Source organism: Undibacterium sp. Ji50W (genome assembly GCF_049340445.1).
Taxonomy (GTDB): Bacteria; Pseudomonadota; Gammaproteobacteria; order Burkholderiales; family Burkholderiaceae_D; genus Undibacterium.
Genome location: NZ_JBMPOX010000009.1, coordinates 148,732 through 165,569, shown reverse-complemented (window position 1 = coordinate 165,569; position 16,838 = coordinate 148,732). Strand labels below are relative to the sequence as shown.

Annotated in this window: 16 protein-coding genes and 1 tRNA gene; 4 read left to right on the top strand and 13 right to left on the bottom strand. The window is 51.3% G+C overall.

Annotation, left to right across the window (positions count from 1 at the left end):
- Positions 1-246: 246 nt before the first annotated feature.
- From infC to ACO0K9_RS15095, 3 genes are all read right to left on the bottom strand, one after another.
- Positions 247-783: a translation initiation factor IF-3 gene (infC, locus tag ACO0K9_RS15105; RefSeq protein ID WP_422986273.1), complete on the bottom strand. Its 537-nt coding sequence runs from the start codon at positions 781-783 to the stop codon at positions 247-249.
- A 53-nt stretch (positions 784-836) separates the two neighbouring features.
- Positions 837-2,744: a threonine--tRNA ligase gene (thrS, locus tag ACO0K9_RS15100; protein ID WP_422986271.1), complete on the bottom strand. Its 1,908-nt coding sequence runs from the start codon at positions 2,742-2,744 to the stop codon at positions 837-839.
- Between the two features lie 227 nt (positions 2,745-2,971).
- Positions 2,972-3,048, bottom strand: a tRNA-Val gene (locus ACO0K9_RS15095).
- 220 nt (positions 3,049-3,268) lie between these two features.
- Here ACO0K9_RS15095 and ACO0K9_RS15090 point away from each other — a divergent pair.
- Entirely contained in the window at positions 3,269-4,201 is a 933-nt protein-coding gene (locus ACO0K9_RS15090; RefSeq protein WP_422986269.1) for a cation diffusion facilitator family transporter, read from the top strand.
- Positions 4,202-4,249: 48 nt separating this feature from the next.
- Here the strand turns inward: ACO0K9_RS15090 and ACO0K9_RS15085 are convergent, their stop codons facing one another.
- The 3 genes from ACO0K9_RS15085 to ACO0K9_RS15075 are packed head-to-tail and all read right to left on the bottom strand — an operon-like array spanning position 4,250 to position 7,721.
- Positions 4,250-6,487, bottom strand: a complete 2,238-nt coding sequence (locus ACO0K9_RS15085) for a RelA/SpoT family protein (RefSeq protein ID WP_422986351.1) — start codon at positions 6,485-6,487, stop codon at positions 4,250-4,252.
- A gap of 5 nt (positions 6,488-6,492) precedes the next feature.
- Positions 6,493-6,843, bottom strand: a complete 351-nt coding sequence (locus tag ACO0K9_RS15080; protein WP_422986267.1) for a RidA family protein — start codon at positions 6,841-6,843, stop codon at positions 6,493-6,495.
- An 8-nt stretch (positions 6,844-6,851) separates the two neighbouring features.
- Positions 6,852-7,721, bottom strand: coding sequence for an alpha/beta fold hydrolase (locus ACO0K9_RS15075; protein ID WP_422986266.1), 870 nt, complete (start codon positions 7,719-7,721; stop codon positions 6,852-6,854).
- Between the two features lie 377 nt (positions 7,722-8,098).
- Here ACO0K9_RS15075 and ACO0K9_RS15070 point away from each other — a divergent pair, with 377 nt between their 5' ends.
- A complete protein-coding gene (locus ACO0K9_RS15070) occupies positions 8,099-8,623 on the top strand; it encodes a DUF3617 domain-containing protein (RefSeq protein ID WP_422986264.1) in 525 nt (174 codons plus the stop codon).
- A gap of 86 nt (positions 8,624-8,709) precedes the next feature.
- Here ACO0K9_RS15070 and ACO0K9_RS15065 read toward each other — a convergent pair whose 3' ends face one another.
- Together ACO0K9_RS15065 and ACO0K9_RS15060 are read right to left on the bottom strand one after the other, a co-directional pair.
- On the bottom strand, positions 8,710-9,351 hold the full coding sequence (locus tag ACO0K9_RS15065; RefSeq protein ID WP_422986262.1) for a CoA transferase subunit B: 642 nt from the start codon (positions 9,349-9,351) through the stop codon (positions 8,710-8,712).
- Between the two features lie 19 nt (positions 9,352-9,370).
- Complete coding sequence (locus ACO0K9_RS15060; RefSeq protein ID WP_422986260.1) at positions 9,371-10,072, bottom strand: CoA transferase subunit A; 702 nt, start codon at positions 10,070-10,072, stop codon at positions 9,371-9,373.
- A 313-nt stretch (positions 10,073-10,385) separates the two neighbouring features.
- Here ACO0K9_RS15060 and ACO0K9_RS15055 point away from each other — a divergent pair, with 313 nt between their 5' ends.
- Positions 10,386-10,946 carry a LuxR C-terminal-related transcriptional regulator gene (locus ACO0K9_RS15055; RefSeq protein ID WP_422986349.1) on the top strand — a complete coding sequence of 187 codons (561 nt, stop codon included), beginning with the start codon at positions 10,386-10,388 and terminating at the stop codon, positions 10,944-10,946.
- Positions 10,947-10,983: 37 nt separating this feature from the next.
- Here ACO0K9_RS15055 and ACO0K9_RS15050 read toward each other — a convergent pair whose 3' ends face one another.
- Both ACO0K9_RS15050 and ACO0K9_RS15045 read right to left on the bottom strand, forming a co-directional pair.
- Positions 10,984-11,436: an acyl-CoA thioesterase gene (locus ACO0K9_RS15050; protein ID WP_422986258.1), complete on the bottom strand. Its 453-nt coding sequence runs from the start codon at positions 11,434-11,436 to the stop codon at positions 10,984-10,986.
- The gene (locus ACO0K9_RS15045; protein WP_422986256.1) at positions 11,433-12,209 is read right to left on the bottom strand and encodes an SDR family oxidoreductase; all 777 of its coding nucleotides are present in this window, start codon (positions 12,207-12,209) and stop codon (positions 11,433-11,435) included. The genes ACO0K9_RS15050 and ACO0K9_RS15045 overlap by 4 nt, the downstream gene beginning before the upstream one ends.
- A gap of 344 nt (positions 12,210-12,553) precedes the next feature.
- On the opposite strand from ACO0K9_RS15045, the gene ACO0K9_RS15040 reads away from it, so the two are divergent.
- A complete protein-coding gene (locus tag ACO0K9_RS15040) occupies positions 12,554-14,176 on the top strand; it encodes an electron transfer flavoprotein-ubiquinone oxidoreductase (RefSeq protein ID WP_422986347.1) in 1,623 nt (540 codons plus the stop codon).
- Between the two features lie 235 nt (positions 14,177-14,411).
- Here ACO0K9_RS15040 and ACO0K9_RS15035 read toward each other — a convergent pair whose 3' ends face one another.
- The 3 genes from ACO0K9_RS15035 to nuoN are packed head-to-tail and all read right to left on the bottom strand — an operon-like array spanning position 14,412 to position 16,769.
- Positions 14,412-14,978, bottom strand: coding sequence for an NUDIX domain-containing protein (locus tag ACO0K9_RS15035; protein WP_422986254.1), 567 nt, complete (start codon positions 14,976-14,978; stop codon positions 14,412-14,414).
- On the bottom strand, positions 14,971-15,282 hold the full coding sequence (locus tag ACO0K9_RS15030) for a DUF2818 family protein (RefSeq protein ID WP_422986252.1): 312 nt from the start codon (positions 15,280-15,282) through the stop codon (positions 14,971-14,973). Before ACO0K9_RS15030 ends, ACO0K9_RS15035 begins: the two co-directional genes overlap by 8 nt.
- A 2-nt stretch (positions 15,283-15,284) precedes the next feature.
- The gene (gene nuoN / locus ACO0K9_RS15025; RefSeq protein WP_422986250.1) at positions 15,285-16,769 is read right to left on the bottom strand and encodes an NADH-quinone oxidoreductase subunit NuoN; all 1,485 of its coding nucleotides are present in this window, start codon (positions 16,767-16,769) and stop codon (positions 15,285-15,287) included.
- Positions 16,770-16,838 lie beyond the last annotated feature (69 nt).

Sequence of the window (16,838 nt, the reverse complement as noted above, 5' to 3'; positions counted from 1 at the left end):
TCACTTATTGTGACCCAGCTTTTGGCTGGGTCTATCGTAATGCCCGCTAAGAACCTGTTTTCGATCTTACTGCGCGGGCGTGATCGGGGCTCATGCGCTGCTCAAAATGCTCATGTACTTGAGTACATTCCGCTTTTTGCGCTGCTCTTCATCCCGCTGACGCTCGCTCGCTACAGATCGTAAACAAGTTCTAAGGCGTGCCTCACAAAACCTGCTTTTGCTTTTTCGTTTCAAATAAGCTGAAACTTATTTTTTCTTCTTCGGTGCCAGGATCATGATCATCTGGCGACCTTCCATCTTCGGAAACTGTTCAACCTGGCCATACTGTTCCAGATCAAGCTTCAAACGCTCCAGCATACGCATACCGATTTCCTGATGCGCCATTTCACGACCACGGAAACGCAGGGTAATCTTGGTCTTGTCGCCATCATCCAGGAACTTGACCAGATTACGCAATTTGATATTGTAATCACCGTCATCTGTACCTGGACGGAATTTGACTTCCTTGACCAGTATCACTTTCTGCTTGAGCTTGGCTTCGTGAGCTTTTTTCTGCTCCTGGTATTTGAATTTGCCGTAATCCATCAGACGGCAAACCGGTGGCTGCGCCGTCGGCGCTATTTCCACCAAATCCACGTTGGCTTCTTCAGCTAAACGGAAGGCTTCACTAAGTTTCACGATGCCCAGGGGCTCATTCTCAACGCCGGATAAGCGCACTTCAGGCGCTGTAATTTCACCGTTGATGCGATGTGACTTGTCAGTAGCTATTGCAGTTTCCTTCAAAAATAATAATAAAAGCTATGCAACCCTGTGAAAACAGGGTCGCTGCTAATCTGTTAAACCTTGGTTTCAACTTCGTTTTTCAAACGAGTTATAAAGGCGTCCAGAGGCATTACCCCCAGATCCAGATTGCCACGCGTACGCACAGCCACTGTATTGGCATCCCTCTCTTTATCGCCTATCACGAGGATATATGGCAGTTTTTGAATCGAATGCTCGCGTATTTTATAGGTAATTTTCTCATTACGCAAATCTGTATTCACTCTAAACCCTTGTTTCTTCAGGATTTCCGCAACAGATTGCGAATATTCAGCCTGCGATTCAGAGATATTCAAGACGGAAACTTGCACCGGTGCCAGCCACAAGGGCAAGGCAGCAGCATGATTTTCTATCAAGATACCGATGAAACGCTCCATCGAGCCCACAATCGCCCGGTGCAGCATGATAGGTACTTTACGACTGTTGTCATCCGCGACATATTCCGCACCCAGGCGACCTGGCATGAAGAAATCAACCTGCATGGTACCAACCTGCCATGGGCGACCCAGGCTGTCTTTCAGGTGATATTCAATCTTGGGACCATAAAAAGCACCCTCGCCCGGCAATTCTTCCCATTCCACGCCACAGGAACGCAGTGCAGTACGCAAGGTATCTTCTGCCTTGTCCCAGATTTCATCGCTACCGATGCGATTTTCAGGACGCAGGGCCAGTTTGATGAAAATCTTGTCAAAACCAAAATCTTCATACACTTTCATTGCTTGCGGATGGAAAGCCATGACCTCAGCCTGAATCTGGTCTTCTGTACAGAAAATATGACCATCATCCTGGGTAAAGCCACGTACACGCATGATGCCGTGCAAGGCACCAGATGGTTCATTGCGGTGACATTGACCGAATTCGCCAAAACGCAAAGGCAGGTCACGATAACTCTTCATGCCAGAATTGAAAATCTGCACATGACCAGGGCAATTCATCGGTTTCAAGGCATAAACGCGGTTTTCCGACTCGGTGACAAACATATTGTCTTTGTAGTTATCCCAGTGACCAGTCTTACCCCACAGGCTGCTGTCGAGGATTTGCGGCCCCTTTACTTCCTGATAGCCGCAATCCTGATACACCTTGCGCATGTATTGCTCTACCTGTTGCCAGATAGTCCAGCCCTTTGCATGCCAGAACACCAGGCCAGGTGCTTCATCCTGGAAGTGGAACAGGTCCAGTGCCTTGCCGAGCTTGCGGTGATCACGCTTTTCAGCCTCTTCCAGCATATGAAGGTAGGCTTCCTGATCTTCCTTTCTGGCAAAAGCAGTGCCGTAGACACGTTGCAGCATCTCGTTTTTGGAATCGCCGCGCCAGTAAGCACCCGCCAGTTTCATCAGCTTGAATACTTTCAGCTTGCCAGTGGATGGCACGTGCGGACCACGGCACAGGTCAGTGAAATTGCCTTCTGTGTACAAAGACACATCCTGGTCAGCGGGAATGGATTCTATGATCTCGGCCTTATAGGCTTCGCCTATGGATTTGAAGTAGGCAACTGCTTCATCGCGTGGCAATACCTTGCGTGTGACTGGCTCGTCTTTTTTCGCCAGTTCAGCCATTTTCTTTTCTATTGCCACCAGATCGTCTGGCGTGAATGGGCGCTTGTAAGAAAAGTCATAGTAGAAACCGTTTTCGATGACAGGGCCAATAGTGACCTGCGCGTCTGGGTACAATTCCTTGACGGCGTACGCCAACAGGTGAGCGGTGGAGTGACGTATCACTTCCAGGCCATCTGCATCCTTGTCGGTGACGATGGCCAGATCCGCATCCGCATCGATCAGATGCGAGGTATCGACCAGTTTGCCATTGACGCGTCCAGCCAGAGCAGCTTTTGCCAGGCCAGCACCGATGCTGGCAGCAACTTGCGCCACCGTTACCGGCGCATCGAATTGTCGTTGCGAACCATCAGGAAGTTTTACTGAAACCATGTCACTCTCCAAAGCGGAAAAATACAAAAAAAATTGAGATAAAAAATAAGTCTAAAAAACGCAGACGAAAAAAAAGCACGGCTAGCCGTGCTTTTTCAGTTTGTTACAAACGAAAAGTATCCTCGACTAGAGTCGCTCCCAAACCAGTTTCGTGGTAGTTCGCGGTGTCATAACCAAGGATGCCTTTCTCGCTCTTAACTATAATGTTTTAATAATTTTAAAATCTTTGGTAGGCACGATTGGACTCGAACCAACGACCCCTACCATGTCAAGGTAGTGCTCTAACCAGCTGAGCTACGCGCCTAAAGAAACGAGAGTATAGCAGAGACTTCCGGAAAATTGCTAGTCCCCCGCCCTAAAAAATTTACACCACTCAAAAAGCAGGCGCGAAAAACGGTCCGTAACCAGGGTGTGTTGACCTGGTCCACTAGCCAGTAATTATTTCCCAAGCGCCCAAATCCCCACTTCGGCTACACTATGGCATATCTGTCCAATATCTATCCATTCAGCAAGCCATCATAGACATGCCCTATCACGCCCACAGCAAAAGCGAGCATTTACACGATCACCGCCGGGGTGACGCCGAACACCGGCATTATTTTGAAAACCGCAGCCAAAAGATACTCGCCTGGGCACTCGGCCTGACCCTTAGTTTTGCCGGCGTGGAAGTGGTGTTCGGCTTCTTATCCAACTCACTGGCGCTGATATCCGATGCCGGTCACATGGTGACCGATGCTGCTGCGCTGGGCCTGGCACTGCTGGCGCAGATCATTGCAAAACGCCCGCCGACGGCAAAAAATTCATTTGGCTTTGGCCGTGCCGAAGCACTGGCAGCCTTTGTCAATGGCCTGGTCATGCTGGGTGTGATTGCCTGGATCATCAAGGAAGCAATACAACGCTTTTCCACGCCAGAAACAGTACAAGGTGGCACTGTCATGCTGGTGGCAGGCATAGGCCTGGCCATCAATATCGTGGTTGCATGGGTATTGTCACACGACAAGGAAAGCGTCAACACCAAAGCCGCCATGGTACACGTCATGGGGGATTTGCTGGGGTCGGTGGCAGCCATCGTATCCGGTGCCGTAATTTACCTGACAGGCTGGATGCAGATTGATCCTCTGCTGTCGATTTTTGTGTCCCTGCTGATCCTTAAATCCACGCTGGCAGTATTGAGCGAGTCTTACCACTTCCTGATGGAAGGGGTTCCTCACAATATTGATTACGTGCAAATTGGCGCTGACCTGGAAGCCATCAATGGTGTGCTGTCAGTACATGACCTGCACGTATGGGAAATGTCACCCGGCTTTCCTGCCCTGATAGGTCACCTGGAAATCGAAGACCTGAGCGCCTGGCCGCGCATACTGGAAAGTGTCAAGGCCATGTTACTGAGCAAGCATAAGATTGACCACATTACCCTGCAGGCGGAGGTGGATGAACTGGAAGAATTTCAGGATTAAGGCTTGCCATGCTGGACGCTTCAGTAACTGAGGTATCCAGCATGCATTTTAATTCCGCCTTACTTCCAGCACACCACTGACTTCATGCAGCACCGTCAATGCTTTTTGCAACTGCGTGGTGCCGCCGATTTCTACCGTGAATGACATTCTGGCCTGTGACTTGGCGCTTTGGGTATTGACGCCGATCACATTGATTTTTTCGCGGGAAAACACTTCAGAAATATCACGCAGCAAACCTTGGCGATCTTGTGCCAGGACAAAAATATCCACGGGATACACCGTATCCTTGCCGTGATCACCCCAGGTGGTCTGGATCACTCGCTCCGGTGCCTTGTTGCGCATTTCTGCGAAATTCTTGCAACTCAACCGGTGGATGGAAACACCCTTGCCACGTGTAACGAAGCCGACGATATCATCCGGCGGTGCTGGCTTGCAGCAACGTGCCAGTTGTGTCATCAAGCCTTCCGTACCCACCACCAGCACACCGGATTTGGCACCCTGCGTCACGCTGGATGCGCGACTCTTGTTGGTGAAACTGACTTCTTCCGGTTCTGCCTCGACGACATTTTCACGCAGCACGGTTTCAATCTGGCGCAGACTGAATTCATCCTTGCCGACCGATAAAAACAGCTCATTGACTTCGGCAAAGCCCAGCTTGCGTGCCAGCTCTTCCAGATTGACAGCAGTCTTGCCTTCACGCTGCAAGGTTTTTTCAACCAGGGCACGACCTGAAGACAGGGTTTCTTCCTGATCGATGGTATTGAACCAGGCGCGGATTTTGGTGCGGGTACGGGTACTGGCAGAATACTCGGTAGTCAACCAGTCACGGGAAGGGCCGGTCTGTGGCGAGCCAACTTTCAGGGTAATGATTTCTACCGTCTGGCCATTTTTCAAGGGTGTATTCAGCGGCACCATGACGTTATCGACACGCGCTCCGCGGCAACGGTGCCCGACATCCGTATGGAGGTGATAAGCAAAATCCACCGGGGTTGAATTGCATGGCAATTCGATGACTCTTGCTTGTGGTGTCAGTACATAGATCCTGTCATCGAGACTGGCTGCCTTGAGTTTTTCTACCCATTCGCGCTGCAATTCTTCTTGCTCGACGACGACATCGGCAACATCCGTCTTCCAGGCCAGCAATTGCCGCAGCCAGGCAATTTTTTCATCATATTCCTGTGCTGAAAAATTCGAACCGCCCGATTCCTTGTAGCGCCAGTGAGCAGCTACACCATATTCGGCAAACTGATGCATTTCGCGCGTGCGTATCTGCACTTCCAGCGGCCTGCCGTCTTCCACCACGACCACCGTGTGCAAAGACTTGTAGCCATTCGGCTTGGGACGCGAAATATAATCGTCAAACTCTTTGGGTATCGGTGCCCAGGCATTGTGGACGATACCCAAAACGGTATAGCAATCCTTGATATCGTCGACAATCACACGGAAAGCACGGACATCATACAGTTCGTCAAAATCGACGGACTTGCCCTTCATCTTTTTCCAGATACTGTATATATGCTTTGGACGGCCGGTGACTTCGGCCTTGACGCCAGTTGCCTGTAATTCTTTGTTCAGCCTGGCGATGGCATTGACGACGAAGCTTTCACGCTCCAGTCGCTTTTCTTCCAGCATCTTGGCAATGCGCTTGTATTGCTGCGGCTCGAGGAAACGGAAAGACAGGTCTTCCAGTTCCCATTTCAATTGCCACACACCGAGACGATTCGCCAGCGGCGCATATAAATCCATGGTTTCGCTGGCATACTGCTGGGCCGCACCGTCTTCGCGCTTGCATTCGGCAAAATAACGCAGGGTAGTCACGCGCGATGCCAGTCGCACCAGGACCACACGCATATCGGTGGCCATGGCCAGCACCATCTTGCGCAGGGTTTCCATCTGGGTTGCCGCTTTTTCTGCTGCATCCTTGCCGCGTCCTACATCACGCTGTGTCAGGGCGGCTTCGCGCAGTTTCATCAGGCGGCGTATGCCAGTCACCAGGTCGGCAATTTCCTTGCCGAAGCGGATTTCTATCTGTTCGGCCGCAATCGGATTCAGTTCCGGCAATTCAAACAGGATGGCGGCAATGCGGGTATCAACGTCGGTACGCAGCATCGCCAGCGTGGCTACCACACCGCTGACAAACTGCAAGGCATTCTGCTCTGTCACTACGCATTTATTCGCATACAGGGGCGTGACATATTCCAGCGCAGCGATGACCCGCTCCGCGTCTGTATCTGACAAACCTTCGAGCAATGCTGCTTCGGAAGCTGTAGTCGAAATTGATACCATATGATTTATTTCTGTGCTGCGGTAACGACGATCTCGATCAGCCATTCGGGCTTCGCCAGTTTGGCTTGCACCGTTGCACGTGGTGGTGAATTGCCTTCGGCTACCCATGCGTCCCACACCTGGTTCATGGCGCTAATCAATGTAATGTCTGACAAAAATATCTGGCAACTTAAAATACGCGTCTTGTCGCTGCCAGCTTCGGCCAGCAAACGGTCTACATGGGCCAGCACTTGTTCAGTCTGGCCTTCTATTCCCTGCGTTGCATCATCCGGCACCTGGCCAGCAAGATAGACGACTTTATTGAACAGGGCCGTTTCCGACAAACGCGGGCCTACATGAAATCTCTGGATACTCATTTTTATACTCAAACCTGGTTCAACAAAAAATCAACTGCAACGGCAATCTGATCCGGCTGCACAAATGTCGGCGCATGTCCTACTCCCGGAAACTCCACCAGCTTTGCCCGTGGGCCGCGCTGTGTCATGGCTGCCGCTGACTCGACCGTCAGCAAATCTGATTCGCTACCGCGCACCAGCAAAGTCGGGCACTGTATTGCATCATACGCTGCCCACAGCATGGTCTGGGCAACGGCAACCATTTCCGGCGTGCTGGTCTTGAACGGCTGGGCCAGGCCGAGGTCATAGTGTCGCACCCATTGCCCCTGCTCATTTTGACGTAGCACATCCCGGGCCAGCTTTTCCCACTGGTCTGGCGTATGCGGACCAAAGGAGATGGATATCGCCTTGATATAAGCTTGCGCTTCTTCAAATGTCGCAAAGCGCACATCCTGCCCTATGTAATCACCTATCCTGGCCAGGGCGTCGGGATTCAGTACCGGCCCCACATCATTCAGGATCAGTTTGCTGATAGGATTATCCGGCAAACTCGCGAGGCTCATGCCTATCAGGCCGCCCATGGAGGTACCAAACCAGTGCACCGTGTCCGCTTCCAGCCTTGCCAGCAGGGTCACCATATCACTGACGTATTGCGGAATCTGGTAATGCATGGGGTTGCGCAGACGACCGGAATAGCCGCGTCCGACCACATCGGGACACACTACCCGGTAATGCTGGCACAGCTCGGCGGCCAGGGCATCAAAGTCATCGGCGACACGGGTCACGCCGTGCACGCAAATTAACACCCTGGAATTCTGCGGGTCACCCCACTCTTTGTAGGACATGGTATGCAAGCCGGTAGGCGAGATACATTGCACTGATTTGCGTCTTGCCTGCATGATTTATTCCTGTGAACAGTATTTTTACGAATGAAGATGGCCTCCATTTTACCGTTCGTTGCGCTTAAAATCATTGTTAACTGTGCAAAGGCATGTTTTATTAACAAAATGTGGCAGCTACTTACCACTAACTACCACTAACAACGCGAACTATCCCGGGCAAAGATGATTTTTTGAAATTACCTTGCCCATTCTTGATTCGCTCTCACCCACTGATAATTCAAGGGCTTATGTGATGCGTTCCCTTTTTAATGGCAGGTGAATAGCGAACCTGCCACTCTGTGAGGGGCAAAGAAGCGACAGCTTGTATTTTTTTGCTTTCGCCGCCCTTTTTTCGGATGTATAGTGCGATAACACTGTCGAAACGGGAGCCCCTCATGCAGCTTTTTGTGCGCCTGGCAAGCATTTCTGCCCTTCTCATCATGACCGGAACCTGCCTTGCCGCAGATAAAATGAAACCTGGCCTGTGGGAACTGACGATCAAGTCAGATGCCATGAAAGCCATGCCTAAAATCCCGCCGGAACAAATGGAAAAAATGAAGCAGATGGGCATCAAAATGCCTGACATGCAAAACGGCGCAATGGTACAAAAAGTCTGCTTTACCAAGGAAATGGTGGATCAGGATAAACCGCCTTCAGGTGGTCGTGAACAGCAATGCCAGAACAAGGACTTTTCCCGTTCAGGCAATAGCTATACTTCGGAAATCGTCTGCGACATGCCGGAAATGAAGGGCACAGGTAACGTGAAAGGCAGTTTCACTCCTGACAGTCTGACTTCCGTTTATGATTTCAAGGGTGTCTCTCACGGCAAGCCGTTTTCGCACCATACGGAAACCACAGGCAAGTGGATGGGCAGCGATTGTGGCGACGTCAAACCCTTTGTCATGCCACAGAAAAAATAAATCCTGCATGCTTTGCTGCAAGCAAACAAAAAGCCGATGTTTCTGACATCGGCTTTTTGTTTCAAGTCAACGACAATGACCCAGATTCAGGCCACGCCACTGACATCGATTGCAGCTTCGGTTTTGGCAATGATTTCTTCCTTGCTGACACCTGTCGCCAGTTCGACCAGTTTCAAACCGGCAGGCGTCACATCAATCACACCCAGGTCAGTGATAATGCGGTTGACCACGGCAACGCCAGTCAAAGGCAGATTGCAGGCTTTCAGAATCTTGTGGACATCACCTTTGGCAACATGCTCCATCAAGACCACGACGCGACCCACACCAGCCACCAGGTCCATCGCACCGCCCATGCCTTTGACCATTTTGCCAGGGATCATCCAGTTAGCCAGATCGCCATGTTCGCTGACCTGCATCGCCCCCAGGATAGCCAGGTTGATCTTGCCGCCGCGTATCATGGCGAAAGAATCAGCCGAGCTGAATATCGATGAACCCGGCAAGGTCGTTACGGTTTGCTTGCCGGCATTGATCATGTCGGGGTCTACTTCTTCTTCCGTTGGGAAAGGGCCTATGCCCAATAAGCCGTTTTCGGATTGCAGCCAGACTTCCATGCCTTCTGGTACATGGTTGGCGACCATGGTCGGCAAGCCTATACCCAGATTGACGTAAAAACCGTCTTGCAATTCCTGTGCTGCACGTGCAGCCATTTCATCACGATTCCATGCCATGTCTTGTCTCCTGCTCGGTTTATTTCGAAGGGCGTACGGTACGCTGTTCTATACGTTTTTCCGGATTGGCATTGACCACAATGCGCTGCACGAAAATACCCGGTGTGTGGACTTCATCCGGGTCGAGCTCACCGATTTCGACCAGTACTTCAACCTCTGCCACAGTGATCTTGCCAGCCATCGCCACATTCGGGTTAAAGTTGCGCGCTGTCTTGCGATAGACCAGATTACCGGCCTTGTCGGCCTTCCAGGCCTTGACCAGGGATACGTCGGATACCAGCGAACGCTCCATCACGTATTTTTGGCCATCAAACTCACGGATTTCCTTGCCGTCGGCCACGATGGTGCCGACCCCCGTCTTGGTGAAGAAAGCCGGGATACCGGCGCCACCTGCGCGCAGCTTTTCTGCCAGCGTGCCTTGCGGGGTAAATTCCAGTTCCAGTTCGCCAGCCAGGTACTGGCGTTCAAATTCCTTGTTTTCACCGACATAGGATGAAATCATTTTCTTGATCTGGCGGGTGGTCAGCAACTGGCCTAAACCAAATCCATCCACGCCAGCATTATTCGAAATGGCAGTCAGTTCCTTGACACCAGAATCACGCAAGGCAGCGATCAGTGCCTCGGGTATACCGCACAGGCCAAAACCGCCTACGGCGATGGTCTGACCATCCTTGATCACACCTGCCAGCGCGCTGGCAGCGTCAGGATAAACTTTGTCCATAATGTCTCCCTCTCCAGGTTTTAAATCGATATTTCTTTTGTCTTTGGTCTCTGCAAATGCAGTCAAGCACACTACAAATCATTAGCTTTAGAACGTGTTTACGATCTGTAGCGAGCGTGCGTCAGCGGGAGTGAAGAGCAGCGCAAAAAGCGGAATGTACTCAAGTACATGAGCATTTTGAGCAGCGCATGAGCCCCGATCACGCCCGCGCAGTAAGATCGTAAACAGGTTCTTACAGGATATGATGCTGCGTTATACTTCGCAATACCGTAAAAATACGCCTTTACTACAACCCTGTCAGTGGATCGTGGAAATGAATGTCGTACAGCCCATAGATTTTGAATCCATATTTCAACATGCGCCTGTCGGTATGTGCGTGTCGCAGAACCGCATCATTCATGCCTGCAATAATGACCTGGCGAAAATGTTTGGCTATCAAAACGACGAATTACTGGGTCAGTCTTTCCTGGTGCTGTATCCCAGCCCCGACGAATTTGAGCGTACCGGTGCCCGTATTACCCCCATCATGAATGCCAAAGGCTACTACTCTGATGAACGCATCATGAAACGCGCCAACCAGGAACTGTTTTGGTGCCACGTATCAGGACGGGGATTGAACAAGGACGATCCGCACGCCGCTGGCATCTGGACTTTTGAAGACCTGAGCGCCAAACGCCCGGTAACTGCCGAACTGACCCCACGTGAACGCGAAATTGCCGCACTACTGGTGGAAGGTAAAACCAGCAAGCTGATTGCACGCCAGATCGACCTCAGTCCCCGGACAGTAGAAATGCACAGGGCCAAGCTGATGCGCAAGTTCAATTCAGCGACATCCAGTGAGCTGGTACACAAGCTACTCGGCATCATACGTTGAACCGGGGCACCTGAAACAAGGCGCGTGCAATAAGCCATCAGGTCTTATTTTTACGTTTTGCGACCTTGATTTCGCTCAGCTTTTGCTTGATCGATTCTGGCAGGCTGACGGATTTACCTGTCTCTGCCGCCACCCAGACCACTTTGGCACCGCCTTCTGCATACAGGGCGTAACCGTCACCGACCGAGCGCATTTCCTGTATGGTTTCAAAACTGCTGCGCCCTGCTTCGCCAATATAGGTACAGACTTCAACCTGGTCAGGATATTTCAGCGGTTTCTTGAAGATGCAATAGGCATTCACGATGACGGGGCCGTTACCCTGTTCATCCGGCTGGCAACCCATCATGCTCAGCCACTCTATGCGCGCCTGCTCCATATAACGAAAATACACGGTATTGTTGACATGGCCCATGGCATCCATATCGCCCCATCGTATGGGGATGGTGACGGTATAGACCAGTTTCTTTTCCGTTACCTTAGCCTCTATCATTGCACGCTCATACCATCATCGGCAGTGACGATTGCGCCATTCAGGAAGCGTGATTCTTCAGCCGCCAGCAAAAGCAGCAGGCCATCCAGGTCTTCCGGCGTACCTACGCGTTTTCTTGGCAGCATCTCGACCAGTTTCTGGCCAGCCTCGGTAGCAAAATAGTCTGAATTAATTTCTGTAGAAATATAGCCAGGGCAAATCGCATTCACATTGATGCCGTACTTGCCCCACTCCACTGCCATGGCCTTGGTCATATGCACTACCGCTGCCTTGCTCATACAGTAAATGCCTATCTGTGGCAGCACGCGCAAACCGGCGACCGAGGCAATATTGATGATGCGATGCTGTTTTTTAGGGTCCCCCTTATGGCGAGCTATCATGCGCTTGGCAGCTTCCTGTGCCACAAAGAAGGCACCGCGCTGGTTGGTGTCCATCACATAGGCATAATCATCCGGCGTCACGTCAACCAGGCGTTGCGTAGTCGACACACCGGAATTATTGATCAGGATATCAATCGGACCGGCCTCTGTCTCGGCATGGGCAATCGCTGATTTGATGCTGCCATAGTCGGTCACGTCCAGCGCCACCACATGCGCGGCACCTCCTTCTGATTCGATTTCGGCACGTAATTCTTTCAGTCTGTCTATACGACGCGATGCCAGCACGACCTGTGCGCCGGCCTGTGCCAGAATTTTGGCAAAGCGTGCACCAAGACCACTGGAAGCGCCAGTTATCAACGCTATTTTGCCTTCGAAATTGACTTCTATGCCCATCTGATTCTCCGCTAATAATTGGAATAAGCTTACTACTCTATCTAGCCGCTATGATGACATAGAGATTATGCTTGTGTTGTATGGATTTGAATTAGTTGAAGATTTTTACAGAAATTTTCCTGCTAATTGACATGATCTTGGTGCATCCCAAAGTTGGCTCTGCGATAATCCGGTGTATTTCGTGCACCAATAAGAAAAATTTTTGGAGTGCACCCTCGCTTGCGCAATACATCTACAGCAGATAACATGCTGAAAACAAATAAGCACGCTCGTTCGAAAATCTTCAGAAAGTGAAAATAGTCATGACACAAAGCATACTTGAACAGTACGGCCCTCGCGATGCAATGGAATATGATGTGGTCGTCGTCGGTGGTGGCCCGGCTGGTTTGTCGGCGGCCATCAAACTGAAGCAACTGGCGGCAGAAAAAGGCACCGAGGTCTCAGTCTGCGTACTGGAAAAAGGCGGCGAACCTGGCGCGCATATCCTTTCTGGTGCCGTCATGGACCCCAAGGCACTGACCGAACTCTTTCCCAACTGGAAGGAAATGGGCGCGCCCCTGAATACCGAAGTCACCGAAGACCGCGTCCTGGTTCTGACAGATAGCAAAGCTTACCGCACGCCAAACTGGATGCTGCCAGCCTGTTTCGAAAATCACGGCAACTACATCGTCTCGCTGGCCAATGTGACGCGCTGGCTGGCTCAGCAGGCCGAAGCACTGGGTGTGGAAGTGTTTCCTGGTTTTGCCGCTGCAGAAGTTTTGTATAACGATGATGGTTCGGTCAAAGGCGTGGCCACCGGCAATATGGGCGTAGACCGTCACGGCCAACCTACTTCCTCTTTCCAGCTGGGGATGGAATTGCACGCGAAATACACCCTGTTTGCGGAAGGCGCACGTGGCCACCTGGGCAAGCAGGTCATCGCCAAATATGACTTGAACAAGGGCAAAGACCCGCAATCCTATGGCATAGGCATCAAGGAATTGTGGGAAATCGATCCCAAGCAACATCAAGCAGGCCTGGTCGTGCATACGACGGGCTGGCCTTTGATGGATCAGTACAGCGGCTCTTTCCTGTATCATCTGGAAGACAATCTGGTGGCCGTGGGTTATGTTGTCGGCCTCGCGTATGAAAACCCTTACCTGTCACCCTACGAAGAATTCCAGCGCTTCAAGACCCATCCAGCGATTCGTGGTTTCTTTGAAGGTGGCAAGCGTATTTCTTATGGTGCACGGGCGATTACTGCCGGTGGCTTGCAATCCCTGCCTAAACTGGTGTTCCCGGGTGGCGCATTGATCGGTTGTGATGCCGGTTTCCTGAACATGAGCCGTATCAAGGGCAGCCATGCCGCAATCAAGACGGGCATGCTGGCAGCAACAGCTGCCTTTGAAGCGGTGTCAGCCAGTCGCCAGCACGATGAACTGAGCAGCTATTCGACGGCGTTTGAACAATCCTGGCTGCATGAAGAGCTGTACACCGCACGCAATGTCAAAGCATTGCTGAAGCGCGGCACTTATGGCTCACCACTGGTGTGGCTGGATCAGGTGGTGTTGCGCGGCAAGGCACCGTGGACTCTGCATCACAGCAAGGCAGATCATGAATGCCTGCGCCCTGCTTCGGAATTTACACCTATTGTTTATCCCAAGCCGGATGGCAAGCTGACCTTTGACCGCCTGTCATCGGTGTTCATTTCGAATACCAATCATGCCGAAGACCAACCCATCCATCTGACATTGAAAAATGCCGATGTGCCGGTAGCCATCAACCTGGTGAAATTTGCTGGTCCGGAATCACGCTATTGCCCGGCCGGCGTATATGAATTCGTGAAAACCGAAGAAGGCGCAGATCGCCTGCAAATCAATGCGCAAAACTGCGTGCATTGCAAGACCTGCGATATCAAGGACCCGACCCAAAATATCGTGTGGGTGACGCCTGAAGGTGGGGGTGGGCCAAATTATCCAAACATGTAACATGAGGCGCTGATTAAGCTACTGCGCGACCTTATTTTTAGCCTGCTGTTTTTTTCAAATTCGTCATCGTACTAAAGTACGATTGCGCTTCTTAACTAAAATTAAGGCCGCTCGCTACGCTTACTCAGCACCTCCTGTCGTAATATGAATTGAAACTTCACATCTTCCATAATGCAAAAAGCCGCTGATCAGCGGCTTTTTTGTTTTCAATATTTTTTGCGGCTCTGATCTGCAATCACCACTTACCAGCCAGGATTTTCTCTAGCCAGAAAGTACCTATGACGGTTTTTACGTCGGTGATGTGGCCGGATTTGATCCAGTCCAGCATCTCTGGCAAGGTGGCGGTGAATACTTCCAGGAATTCTTCTTCATCCAGTGCTGCCTTGCCTGCCGTCAGGCCTTTGGCCAGGTAGATGTCCAGATGCTCATCAGAATACGCGATGGCATTGTGTATGGTGCAGACGAAAGACCAGTCTGTCGCGGTATAGCCGGTTTCTTCACGCAGTTCACGTTGGGCGCAGACCAGGGGGTCTTCACCGGGATCAATCTTGCCAGCGGGGAATTCGATGAAAATGCGGTCCAGCGGATAGCGAAACTGCTTCTCCAACAAGATCCTGCCATCATCAAACAAGGGAATCACGACTACTGCACCCGGGTGGCGTATATATTCTCTGGTGGCGGTCTGACCATCAGGCAGCGACACCACATCTTTGTCGACCTTGAGAAAACTGCCTGCATACACCAGCTCTGTGCTGAGCCGTGTTTCTTGCAAATCCAGCTTGCTGGTGACTTTTTCAGCCATGTTTGCGTTTCAGGTAACGATACACAAAACCAGGGAAAGCCAGCACCAGGAACAGGCAGGCATTGACAGCATAGAATTCCCAGCCCTGCGGGAAAGGATTACCTGCCCCGGCTTCCAATGCATGGGCAATCAAGCCAAGACAAAAATACAGGACGATCAGTTCAAGCAGGCGCACCCATAAAGGCTTGGCATCGGCAAACCATTTGAGGCTGATCACCGCAAAACAGCGTTCATTCACAAATGGCGTATTGGCAGCCAACACCGCCAATACGATCACCAGCCAGACTGAGGCAGAATTACCCACTATTAATATTTAAGCGTGTTAGAAATGGCGTTTGCACAGGCCATCATCAGGGAACCGGGCAACAGACCCATGACCAATACCGCCAGGCCATTGATGCTCAGTATGACGCGCATGTCGGTGCTGGCAACGATAGGACTATGATCCACAGGTTCGTCAAAATACATGAGTTTGACGACACGCAGATAATAGAAAGTACCGATCAGCGAGAACAGCACGGCAACAATTGCCAGCCACAACTGACCTGTAGACAATACTGCCTGCAATACGGACAGTTTGGCGTAAAAGCCCATCATAGGCGGGATACCTGCCAGCGAGAACATCAACAGCAGCATGACAAATGCAAACCATGGGTTGCGCTTGTTCAGGCCCTTCAGGTCTTCCAGATTTTCTGCTTCAAAGCCGGTACGTGCCAGCAGCATGATGACGCCGAAGGTACCCAAGGTCGTCAGCACATAGGTAATGCTGTAGAACATGGAAGCACTGTAGGCATCAACCGCCAGATCAGCATTGCCATTGGCGACGCCAGACAACATACCCAGCAGCATGAAACCCATTTGTGAAATGGTGGAATACGCCAACATACGTTTCAGATTGGTCTGGGCGATAGCGGTCAGGTTACCCACGGCCATCGACAACACTGCCAGCACCACCAGCATCTGTTGCCAATCGACCGCCAGCGGGAACAGCCCTTCTACCAGCAAACGGAAAGTGATGGCAAATGCTGCCAGCTTAGGTGCGCCACCCAACAACAGGGTGACGGCTGTCGGTGCACCTTGATACACGTCAGGTACCCACATATGGAAAGGAACCACGCCCAGTTTGAACGCCAGGCCAGCAACCAGGAACACAATGCCAAACACCAGTATGGTTTTGTTGGCTGTCGCTGTTGCTGCTACTTTGACCACTTCACTCAATTGCAGAGAGCCGGTCGCACCGTACAGCATGGAAATACCATACAGCATGAAACCCGATGCCAGCGCACCCAGGATGAAATACTTCATCGCGGCTTCAGTCGATACCGTGTGGTTACGACGCAAGGCAACCAGCGCATACAGCGACAGCGACATCAATTCCACGCCCAGGTAAATGACGAGGAAATTGTTACCGGAAATCATCACCATCTGCCCCAGCAAGGCAAACAGCGCCAATACATAGTACTCACCGCCCAGCTGGGTATTGGTCATGCCACGATCACTCACGTACTGACGTGAATAAATCAGGGTGACGCCCACTGCCAGGTAAGATAGCAGTTTCAGCATATTCGACATGGGGTCAGAAACAAACATGTTGTTGCTGACGTAGATTGACATCACCGTATCAGAATTGGCCGCAGTCAAGGCACCACACACGGCCAGGCTCAGCAGGCTCAGCACATACGTGACGTTGCGCTTGCTGTCTGCCAGAAACATATCTATCAGCAATATGACGCAAATCGCCAATAGCAAAAAGATTTCAGGATAAAGTGGTATCAGGTTCATATTATTCATTTTTACAAGCATTGATCTGCCGCCACATGAGATCTGCTCTCAGTACGTGGCTCGCGCATCCATATCCTC

Bases quoted from the DNA above. Each gene is read 5' to 3' on its own strand.
- ACO0K9_RS15060 (WP_422986260.1), bottom strand. From the start codon at position 10,072: ATGGACAAAGTTTATCCTGACGCTGCCAGCGCGCTGGCAGGTGTGATC.
- ACO0K9_RS15070 (WP_422986264.1), top strand. From the start codon at position 8,099: ATGCAGCTTTTTGTGCGCCTGGCAAGCATTTCTGCCCTTCTCATCATG.
- ACO0K9_RS15090 (WP_422986269.1), top strand. From the start codon at position 3,269: ATGCCCTATCACGCCCACAGCAAAAGCGAGCATTTACACGATCACCGC.
- ACO0K9_RS15085 (WP_422986351.1), bottom strand. From the start codon at position 6,487: ATGGTATCAATTTCGACTACAGCTTCCGAAGCAGCATTGCTCGAAGGT.
- ACO0K9_RS15035 (WP_422986254.1), bottom strand. From the start codon at position 14,978: ATGGCTGAAAAAGTCACCAGCAAGCTGGATTTGCAAGAAACACGGCTC.
- ACO0K9_RS15045 (WP_422986256.1), bottom strand. From the start codon at position 12,209: ATGGGCATAGAAGTCAATTTCGAAGGCAAAATAGCGTTGATAACTGGC.
- ACO0K9_RS15065 (WP_422986262.1), bottom strand. From the start codon at position 9,351: ATGGCATGGAATCGTGATGAAATGGCTGCACGTGCAGCACAGGAATTG.
- ACO0K9_RS15040 (WP_422986347.1), top strand. From the start codon at position 12,554: ATGGAATATGATGTGGTCGTCGTCGGTGGTGGCCCGGCTGGTTTGTCG.
- thrS (WP_422986271.1), bottom strand. From the start codon at position 2,744: ATGGTTTCAGTAAAACTTCCTGATGGTTCGCAACGACAATTCGATGCG.
- ACO0K9_RS15075 (WP_422986266.1), bottom strand. From the start codon at position 7,721: ATGCAGGCAAGACGCAAATCAGTGCAATGTATCTCGCCTACCGGCTTG.
- ACO0K9_RS15050 (WP_422986258.1), bottom strand. From the start codon at position 11,436: ATGATAGAGGCTAAGGTAACGGAAAAGAAACTGGTCTATACCGTCACC.
- ACO0K9_RS15080 (WP_422986267.1), bottom strand. From the start codon at position 6,843: ATGAGTATCCAGAGATTTCATGTAGGCCCGCGTTTGTCGGAAACGGCC.
- nuoN (WP_422986250.1), bottom strand. From the start codon at position 16,769: ATGAATAATATGAACCTGATACCACTTTATCCTGAAATCTTTTTGCTA.
- ACO0K9_RS15055 (WP_422986349.1), top strand. From the start codon at position 10,386: ATGAATGTCGTACAGCCCATAGATTTTGAATCCATATTTCAACATGCG.